Genomic DNA, 8,648 nt, shown 5'->3' with positions numbered 1-8,648 from the left:
AGGCCGAATACGATCACACAACACACGAGCAGTGTCGCGGGTTCACGAGTGGCGGGTTCTCTTACAGAATCCGGCACTTTATGTAGTCAAAACGCTCAACCACCATTTGACCGCGGACAGCATGCTGCCGTCCCGAATCCCGAATCCCGAATCCCGAATCCCGAATCCCGAATCCCGAATCCCGAATCCCGAATCCCGAATCCCGAATCCCGAATCCCGAATCCCGAATCCCAGCCTTCAAGCGACAAATGGGCGGAAATTGATCCCCAACCCCGCCATGCCCTCGACCTCGCCGATCAGGTCGGCACGCTGCAACGGCCGCGACTCGATCCACGGCTGCGACAGGATCAGGTGCAGGTTGGCGCCGTCGGCCTTCAGTTCCAGCGCCGGGATCGGGTCGGCCTCGTGCGCGCGGTGCAGCAGCACCGCCAGGCGCAGCAGCGCGGCCTTGCGCTTGGCGTTGAGCAACAGGCGGTCGGGCAGCGCGTCGAACGCGGTCTTGGAGACGTTGCGGCGGTGCGTGCGCACCAGCGTGGCCAACACCTGCTGCTCCTGCCGCGAGAAGCCGGCAATGTCCGAGTGCTCCAGCACGTAGGCACCGTGCACGTGGTACTGGCTGTGCGCGATGGCCTGGCCGAGTTCGTGCAGGCGCGCGGCCCAGCCGAGCATGCGCGCGTCGTCGGCGTCCAGCGCCCAGTCGCCGGCGACCTGCTCGAACAGCGCCATCGCGGTGTGCTCCACGCGCGCGGCCTGCGCTTCGTCGATGCCGTAGCGCTGGGTGAGCGCGGCGATCGCGGTTTCGCGCGGATCGTTCTCGCCGCCGCGGCCGAGCATGTCGTAGAGGATGCCTTCGCGCATGGCCGCCTTGCTCACCATCAGCCGTTGCAGGCCCAGGGCCTGGAATGCCGCCTCCAGCACCAGCACGCCGCCGGCGATGATCGGCCGGCGGTCGGCGGACAGGCCGGGCAGGTCGATGTCCTCGATGCGCTTGGCCAGCAGCAGGCGGTCGCGCAACTGCGGCAGCGCCTCGGCGGTGATCGCGCCCTTGGTCAGCTTCATCGCCGCGCAGATCTCGCCGATCGCCTTGTGCGTGCCCGACGAGCCCAGCGCCTCGTGCCAGCCCAGCGCACGGTACTGCCCGGCGAACTGCTGGAACTCGGCGCCGATCTCGGTCAGCGCGTCCTTCCACTTCTTCTTGGACAGCTTGCCGCCCGGGAAGAAGCGCCGCGTGCTGGCGATGCAGCCGGCCTGCAGGCTCTCGCGTTCCAGGGTCTGGAAGCCGCTGCCGATGATGAACTCGGTGGAGCCGCCGCCGATGTCGATCACCAGGCGGCGTTCGTCCGGCTTGGGCGGCTGCGCATGGGCCACGCCCAGGTAGATCAGGCGCGCTTCCTCGCGGCCGCTGACCACTTCGATCGGATGGCCGAGCGCGGTTTCGCCGGGAATCAGGAAGGTCTGCGGCGAGCGCAGCTGGCGCACGGTGTTGGTCGCCAGCGCGCGCACCCGCAGCGAGGGCAGGTCGCGGAGGCGCTGGCCGAAGCGCGCCAGGCATTCCAGCGCGCGCTGTCGCGCCTCGGCGGACAGCCCGCCCTTGTTGTCCAGGCCGTCGGCCATGCGCACGGTCTCGCGCAGGCGGTCCACCACCCGCAACTGCCCGAGCTGGTAGCGGGCGATGACCATGTGGAAGCTGTTGGAACCCAGGTCGATGGCGGCCAGCAGGTCGCCGTCGCGCAGCGGCGGATGAGTGGGGGAGGTGGCAGGCATGGCGGAATGGTAGCCGATGCGCGGCGCGCGCCGTTGGCGCTGCGCCGCAGTGTGCTCAGAGCCCGTCGAGCAGGGCCAGCTGCGCCGAATGCGGCGGCTGGTCCTGGCCCGGGGCCAGCTTGCGGTAGTTGCCGTCGGCGTCCAGTTCCCAGGCGTTGAGATTGTCGGCCAGGTAGTTCTGCAGTACCTCGCGGTGGATGCGCTTGACCAGGTCCGGATCCAGGATCGGGAAGCCGGTCTCCACGCGCCGCAGCAGGTTGCGTTCCAGCCAGTCGGCGCTGGCGCAGAACAGCTCCGGCGCGCCGTCGTTACCGAACCAGTAGACCCGGCTGTGCTCGAGGAAGCGGCCGACGATCGAGCGCACCCGGATGTTGTCGGACACGCCCGGCACGCCGGGACGCAGGGTGCAGGCGCCGCGCACGATCAGGTCGATCTTCACGCCTGCCTGCGAGGCCGCGTACAGCGCGCGGATCACCTGCGGCTCGTTGAGCGCGTTCATCTTGGCGATGATGCGGCCCGGGCGGCCGGCATGCGCCAGCTTGGTCTCGCGCTCGATCCGGTGCAGCACGCCCGGGTGCAGGGTGAAGGGCGACTGCAGCAGGCGCTTGAGGCGGATCTTCGGCGCCAGCCCGGACAACTGCTGGAACAGCAGGTGCACGTCGTTGCCGATGTCCACGTCGGCGGTGATCAGGCTCAGGTCGGTGTAGGCGCGCGCGGTGCCGCTGTGGTAGTTGCCGGTGCCCAGGTGCACGTAGCGGCGCAGCTTGCGGCCCTCGCGGCGCACGATCAGCAGCATCTTGGCGTGGGTCTTGTAGCCGACCACGCCGTACACCACCTGCACGCCGGCTTCCTGCAGGCGGTCGGCCAGGCCCAGGTTGGCCTCTTCGTCGAAGCGCGCGCGCAGTTCCACCACCACGGTGACGTCCTTGCCGTTGCGCGCGGCCAGCACCAGCGCATCGACGATCGCCGAGTCCTTGCCGGTGCGGTACAGGGTCTGCTTGATCGCCAGCACGTTGGGGTCGATCGCGGCCTGCTTTATCAGGTCCAGCACCGCGGTGAAGGCGTCGAACGGGTGGTGCAGCAGCACGTCGCCAGCGGCGGCGATCTCGAAGATGCCTTCGCTGTCGCGCAGGGTGCGCGGATTCATCGCCGGATACTTCAGGTCCGGGCGCTGCACCAGGTCGTAGACCTGGTTGACCCGGCTCAGGTTGACCGGGCCGTTGATCCGGTAGACCGCGTTCTCCGGCAGTTCGAAGTTCTGCAGCAGGGTGCGCACGATCGATTTCGGGCAGTCCTCGGCGATCTCCAGCCGCACCGCCGGCCGGTAGCCGCGGTTGACCAGTTCGTCGCGCAGCGCCAGCGCCAGGTTCTCCACTTCCTCCTCGTCCACCACCAGTTCCGAGTTGCGGGTGACGCGGAACTGGTAGGAGCCCATCACCTCCATGCCCGGGAACAGCTCGTCGACGAAGGTGGACAGCACCGAGGACAGGAACACGAAGCTCTGGCCGCCCTCGGCCAGGCTTTCCGGCAACTGGATGATGCGCGGCAGCGAGCGCGGCGCGCGCACGATCGCCAGGTGGCCGACGCGGCCGAATGCGTCGGTGCCCTTGAGCACCACCACGATGTTCAGTGACTTGTTGAGGATCTTCGGGAACGGGTGCGCCGGGTCCAGGCCCAGCGGCGACAGCACCGGCATGATCTCGTTGCGGAAGTAGGCGCGCAGCCAGCGCTTCTGCCGCGCGTTCCAGGAATGCCGGCCGAGCACGCCGATGCCGGCGTCCTTCAGCGCCGGGCGCAGCACTTCGTTCCAGCAGCGGTACTGCTGGTCGACCAGTTGCGCGGCGCGGTCGTGGATCGAGGTGAGGATGGCGTTGGGGCTCATCCCGTCCGGTGCCGGCGGCAGCCCGAATTCCTGCGCGTGGCGCACGGTGGCGGCGCGGATCTCGAAGAACTCGTCGAGGTTGGTGCAGGAGATGCACAGGAAACGCAGCCGCTCCAGCAACGGCACCTGCGGATCCTGCGCCTGCGCCAGCACCCGGAAGTTGAAGTCCAGTTGCGACAGCTCGCGGTTGATGTACAGCGCGGGGTCGCGCAGCGGGTCGCTGGGAATGTCCGGGGGCGGCGTGGGCGGCAGGGCAGGGGCGCGGCGGGGCATGGTGTCTCTCGTTAGGCGGAGGTCAGGGTGGCATGGTCGTGCCGCGGATGCACGCGCCCGGCGCCGAAGTGGCAGGAGAAGGTGCTGCCCTTGCCGACTTCGCTCTCGATCTCCAGCCGCGCCTGGTGCAGGCCGAGCACGTGCTTGACGATCGACAGGCCCAGGCCGGTGCCGCCGCTCTCGCGCGAGCGGCTGCTGGAGACGCGGTAGAAGCGCTCGGTGATCCGCGGCAGGTGATGCGCGGGAATGCCGTAGCCGCTGTCGCGCACCGCCAGCACCGCGCCATCGCCCTCGCGGGCGAAGGTGATGCGGATGGTGCCGCCGGCCGCGGTGTAGCGCACCGCGTTGGTGACCAGGTTGGAGAAGGCGCTGTGCAGTTCCTTGTTGGAGCCGACCAGATCGCAATCGGCTTCGTCGTGGACCTCGATGCGGTGCCGGCCCTGGCTGTGCGCCTCGGCCTCGCGGCGCAGCGTGGCCAGCATCGGCGCCATCGCGATCGACTCCTCGTTGGCGTGCTCCTGCGATTCCAGCCGCGACAGGGTCAGCAGGTCCTCGACCAGCTGGGTCATGCGCTGCGACTGCTTGCGCATCTCGGCGATCATCGGCCCCGAATCCGGAAAGTCCTCCGGGTCGAGCATGTCCAGGTAGCCGTGGACCACGGTCAGCGGCGTGCGCAACTCGTGCGAGACGTTGGCGACGAAATCGCGGCGCACCTGCTCCAGTTGCAGCAGCTTGCTGACGTCGCGCGCGACCAGCAGCCAGTGGTCGTCGGAATAGGGAATCAGGCGCAGGTTCAGGCGCAGGCGGTCGTCGACCGGCGAGGGCATGTCCAGCATCGGCTCGGCGTTGCGGCCGCCGCTGAGCCAGTGCGCCAGCGGCATCGGCTGCAGCCGCTCCACCACCGGCGCGCCGAGGTCGCCGGGGTGGCGCAGGCCGAGCAGGGTGCCGGCTGCTTCGTTGAACCATTGGATGCGCTGGCTGTTGCGGTCCACCACCACCACCGCATCCGGCAGTGCCGCGGCGGCGGCGCGGTAGGCGCGCAGCATGTCCAGCAGGCGCCGCTTGCGCACGCGCATTTCCGCCTGGCTGCGGTACAGCAGCCGGTCCAGTTCGTTCCACACGCCGGTGCCGGCCGGCGGCTCCCAGCGCTGGCGCGCGGTCAGCCGCCGCAGCACCCGCCGCAGCCGCCAGTAGTGCCAGCCCATCACCCCCAGCGACATCAGGGTCAGCGCCATCCACACATGGCCGCCGATCCAGCCGATCAGCAACGCCAGCAACAGCAGGCCGGCGAGCGTGCCGAGGGTCTTCAACCAGGCGGAGCGGATGTGGCGGGGCATCGGGAACGCACTCTGTCGCAAAGGATCGTGATCCGTCCGCCGTTATAGCAGGCGAAGGCGGCGGTCAGATGGACGCAGAGAAGCGATAGCCGGAACCGCGGACGGTCTGCACCATGTTTTCCACCGAGAACGGCTCCAGCGTCTTGCGCAGGCGGCGGATGTGCACGTCGATGGTGCGCTCTTCCACGTAGACGCTGCCGCCCCAGACGTGATCGAGCAATTGCGCGCGGCTGTAGACGCGTTCGGGATGGGTCATGAAGAAGTGCAGCAGGCGGTACTCGGTCGGGCCGATCGGCACCGGCGCCTCGCCGGCGAACACCCGGTGCGCGGCGCCGTCGATGCGCAGGCTGCCGACCGAGACGCTGCCGTCCTCGTCGTCCTCGCGGGTGCGACGCATCACCGCGCGGATCCGCGCCAGCAGCTCGCGTGCCGAGAACGGTTTGACCACATAGTCGTCGACGCCGGCCTCCAGGCCGCCGACGCGGTCGTTCTCCTCGCCGCGGGCGGTGAGCATGATGATCGGCACTTCGCGGGTCATCGCATCCTTGCGCCAGCGCCGGGCCAGTTCCAGGCCGCTGGTGCCGGGCAGCATCCAGTCCAGCAGGATCAGGTCCGGGACCCGGTCGGCGATCGAGGTCTGCGCTTCGCGGGCATCGCCGGCGTGCACCGGCTCGAAGTCGCCCTTGCGCAGGGCGAACGCGACCATGTCGCGGATGGCCGGCTCGTCGTCGACGATCAGGATGCGTTTCTGCACAACGGCACCGTGGAACTGGGGAGGAAGGTCGCCAGTAGACTACGGTTTTATTACGTTTGAGTGACGCCTGACACGGGCGCGTTTCAGCGCCGTTGCATGTCCGGGTCCTGCACGCCCTGGCGGCGCAGTTCCAGCACCGTCGGGGTGATCGCGGCGATGCGGGCGTCGATGCGCGCGCGCGCCACGTAGTCCAGGTCGCTGCGCTTCTTCAGGTTGCTCAGCTGGATCAGGGCCTGCTCCGGATGCCCGTTCAGGTACGCCGCCTCGGCATACGCCTCGCCGGCCCGGGTGTCGTCGCCGGCCAGTTCGCAGGCACGGGCGAAGGTGCGCTGGAACACCGGATCCTCCGCGGCGGCCCCGAGCAGCGGCCGCAGCACCGCCTGGGCGCGCTGGCCGGCCTGGCGGCCGCCCTGCTCGTTGAGGGCAGTCGCATAGCTCAGCGCCACTGCCCGGTTGCTGGGCATGCGCTTGACCAGCGCCTCGAAGCGCTGGTCGGCGGCCTGGTTGCGGCCGGCCTTGGCCTCGGCCTCGGCCACCGCCACGGTCAGCCACCAGTTGTCGGGGTGCGCCTGCAGCAGGCTTTCCAGCGTCTGCGCGACCTCCTGCGCACTGCCGCCGGCACGCAGCCGGGCCAGTGCCAGGCCATAGCGCTGGGCATCGCTCAGGCCCTGTTTGCTGCCCTGGCGCAGGCCTTCGTACTCGCGGATCGCATCGGCCGGGGTGTTGGCGCTGAACACCCGCAGTCGCTCGCGGGCCCATTCGAACTGGCCGCTGGGGCCGCGCGCGTAGTTGGCGAACGGCAGTTGCAGGCCGCCGGGCAGCAGCGGGTTGCTGGGCGCGCCCAGCGGCTGGATCAGCGACACGTCGTTCGGATCGACCCGCTCCTTCAGGGTCCCGCCGGGCACGCTGGTGGTCAGGGTCAGGGTGTTCTTCTTCATCTGCTCGGCGCGCTCGCGGGCCTCGCTGATGCGGGTGGTGGTGACCGGGTGGGTCATCAGGAAGTCCGGGGTGCTGTAGCCGCCCTGGTTGCCGCGCATCGCCAGCGACATGCGCTCGAAGAAGCCGGCCATCGCGTCGACGTCGTAGCCGCTGCGCGCCAGGGTGCGGATGCCCAGACGGTCTGCCTCCGATTCGTTGGAGCGGGTGTAGTCGATCTGCCGCTGCTGCATCAGCCCCAGGCCGCTGGCGATCGCCGCCTGGGTGGCGTCGCCGCTGGAGCGCCCGCCGGCCTGCTGCGCCGCGACCACCGCGGCGAGCATGCCGAGCAGGATCGGGATCTGGTCGCGCTGCGCCCGCTCGACCCCGCGCAGCACGTGCTGCTGGGTGACGTGGGCGATCTCGTGCGACAGCACCGCGGCCACCTCGTCCTCGCGCTCGGCGGTCAGCACCAGCCCGGCGTTGACCGCCACGTAGCCGCCGAGGGTGGCGAAGGCGTTGATCTGGCGGTCGCGCAGCATGAAGAAGGTGAACTTCTGCTGCGGCTGGTCGCTGTTGGCGCCGAGCCGGGTGCCCATGGTCTGCAGCCAGTCGTCGATCAGCGGGTCCTCCAGCACGTAGCCGTAGCTGCGCAGCTCGGCCAGCATCATCTTGCCGTACTCGGCCTGGCGCGCCGGGGTCAGCAGCTCGCCGGCCGAGGAGCCGATGTCCGGCAGCTTGTTCTCCTGGGCCGGCGCCACGGCGCAGGCGGTGGCCAGGGTGATCGCGAAGGCGAGCGGCAGCAGGCGCAAGACAGGCTCCAGGGGGCAGGCGGACGCCGGGTGGCGGCCGGGACGACGGTGAATCCGGGATGATTCGCAGTGTTGCGGCAGCGGCCTCGAAAATCCACCCGGCCGCTACCATAGTGGCTTGGACCTTCTAGACCGCCCGGAGTTTCCCGTGGACAACCCAACTGCCGACACCGGCCACGCCGGCGGCCCGCCGATCACCCTCTATTCCACCGCGATCTGCCCGTACTGCGTGGCGGCCAAGAACTTCCTCAAGAGCAAGGGCCGTACCTGGAACGAGGTGCGGATCGACCTGGACCCGGCCGAGCGCGAGAAGATGGTCGCGCTGGCGCGGCGCACCAGCGTGCCGCAGATCTTCGTCGGCGACGTCCACGTCGGCGGCTACGACGACATGATGGCGCTGCACCGCGCCGGCAAGCTGGAGCCGCTGCTCGACGGCCAGGCCCCCGAGGCGCAGGCATGAGCGGCGCTGCGACGGGCGAGGGCGGCGCATCCGGGGAGGACCGGGTCCGCGCGTTCACCGAGTTCCGCCAGCGCATGAACCAGCGCATCCTGGCCGAGCCGAACCAGGTGGTGCGGCGCTTCTTCGCGCTGGACACCCAGACCTACCAGGCCGGCGCGCTGGACGTGAAGACCAAGGAACTGCTCGGCCTGGTCGCCTCGCTGGTGCTGCGCTGCGACGACTGCATCAGCTACCACGTGGCCCAGTGCAAGGAGGCCGGGGTCAGCCGCGAGGAGTTCTTCGAGACCTTCTCGGTGGGCCTGGTGGTCGGCGGGTCCATCGTGATCCCGCACCTGCGCCGCGCCGTGGACTTCCTCGACACGCTGGAGGCCGGCGAGGCCGCCGCCCCGGCGCAGCACGCGCACGACTGAGCCCGCTTCGGGCTGCCCCGATGGCCACCGGCGCCCGCGCC

General features: G+C 69.7%; 7 protein-coding genes. 2 read left to right on the top strand and 5 right to left on the bottom strand.

Annotation, left to right across the window (positions count from 1 at the left end):
- Positions 1–237 precede the first annotated feature (237 nt).
- From ppx to CEK69_RS00540, 5 genes are all read right to left on the bottom strand, one after another.
- Entirely contained in the window at positions 238–1,764 is a 1,527-nt protein-coding gene (gene ppx / locus CEK69_RS00560) for an exopolyphosphatase (protein WP_152243160.1), read from the bottom strand.
- A 55-nt stretch (positions 1,765–1,819) separates the two neighbouring features.
- Entirely contained in the window at positions 1,820–3,919 is a 2,100-nt protein-coding gene (gene ppk1, locus CEK69_RS00555; RefSeq protein WP_017907840.1) for a polyphosphate kinase 1, read from the bottom strand.
- A gap of 11 nt (positions 3,920–3,930) precedes the next feature.
- On the bottom strand, positions 3,931–5,256 hold the full coding sequence (phoR, locus tag CEK69_RS00550) for a phosphate regulon sensor histidine kinase PhoR (RefSeq protein ID WP_017907839.1): 1,326 nt from the start codon (positions 5,254–5,256) through the stop codon (positions 3,931–3,933).
- Between the two features lie 64 nt (positions 5,257–5,320).
- Complete coding sequence (gene phoB / locus CEK69_RS00545) at positions 5,321–6,010, bottom strand: phosphate regulon transcriptional regulator PhoB (protein ID WP_017907838.1); 690 nt, start codon at positions 6,008–6,010, stop codon at positions 5,321–5,323.
- Between the two features lie 83 nt (positions 6,011–6,093).
- Positions 6,094–7,737 carry a M48 family metalloprotease gene (locus tag CEK69_RS00540; RefSeq protein WP_152243158.1) on the bottom strand — a complete coding sequence of 548 codons (1,644 nt, stop codon included), beginning with the start codon at positions 7,735–7,737 and terminating at the stop codon, positions 6,094–6,096.
- Between the two features lie 148 nt (positions 7,738–7,885).
- Between CEK69_RS00540 and grxC the strand changes: the two genes are divergently transcribed.
- Both grxC and CEK69_RS00530 read left to right on the top strand, forming a co-directional pair.
- Positions 7,886–8,197 (top strand): glutaredoxin 3, encoded by a 312-nt coding sequence (grxC, locus tag CEK69_RS00535; RefSeq protein ID WP_152243156.1) that lies wholly within the window; start codon positions 7,886–7,888, stop codon positions 8,195–8,197.
- Entirely contained in the window at positions 8,194–8,607 is a 414-nt protein-coding gene (locus tag CEK69_RS00530) for a carboxymuconolactone decarboxylase family protein (protein ID WP_017907835.1), read from the top strand. The genes grxC and CEK69_RS00530 overlap by 4 nt, the downstream gene beginning before the upstream one ends.
- The last annotated feature ends 41 nt before the right edge of the window (positions 8,608–8,648 follow it).

Origin of the sequence: Xanthomonas sp. LMG 12462 (genome assembly GCF_009192885.1) — a bacterium.
Taxonomy (GTDB): Bacteria; Pseudomonadota; Gammaproteobacteria; order Xanthomonadales; family Xanthomonadaceae; genus Xanthomonas_A; species Xanthomonas_A sontii.
The sequence above is the reverse complement of the archived record's forward strand: the minus strand, read 5'-3'. Positions and strand labels throughout refer to the sequence as shown.

Coding starts and splice junctions, on each gene's coding strand:
- phoR (WP_017907839.1), bottom strand. CDS start 5,256: ATGCCCCGCCACATCCGCTCCGCCTGGTTGAAGACCCTCGGCACGCTC.
- ppx (WP_152243160.1), bottom strand. CDS start 1,764: ATGCCTGCCACCTCCCCCACTCATCCGCCGCTGCGCGACGGCGACCTG.
- CEK69_RS00530 (WP_017907835.1), top strand. CDS start 8,194: ATGAGCGGCGCTGCGACGGGCGAGGGCGGCGCATCCGGGGAGGACCGG.
- ppk1 (WP_017907840.1), bottom strand. CDS start 3,919: ATGCCCCGCCGCGCCCCTGCCCTGCCGCCCACGCCGCCCCCGGACATT.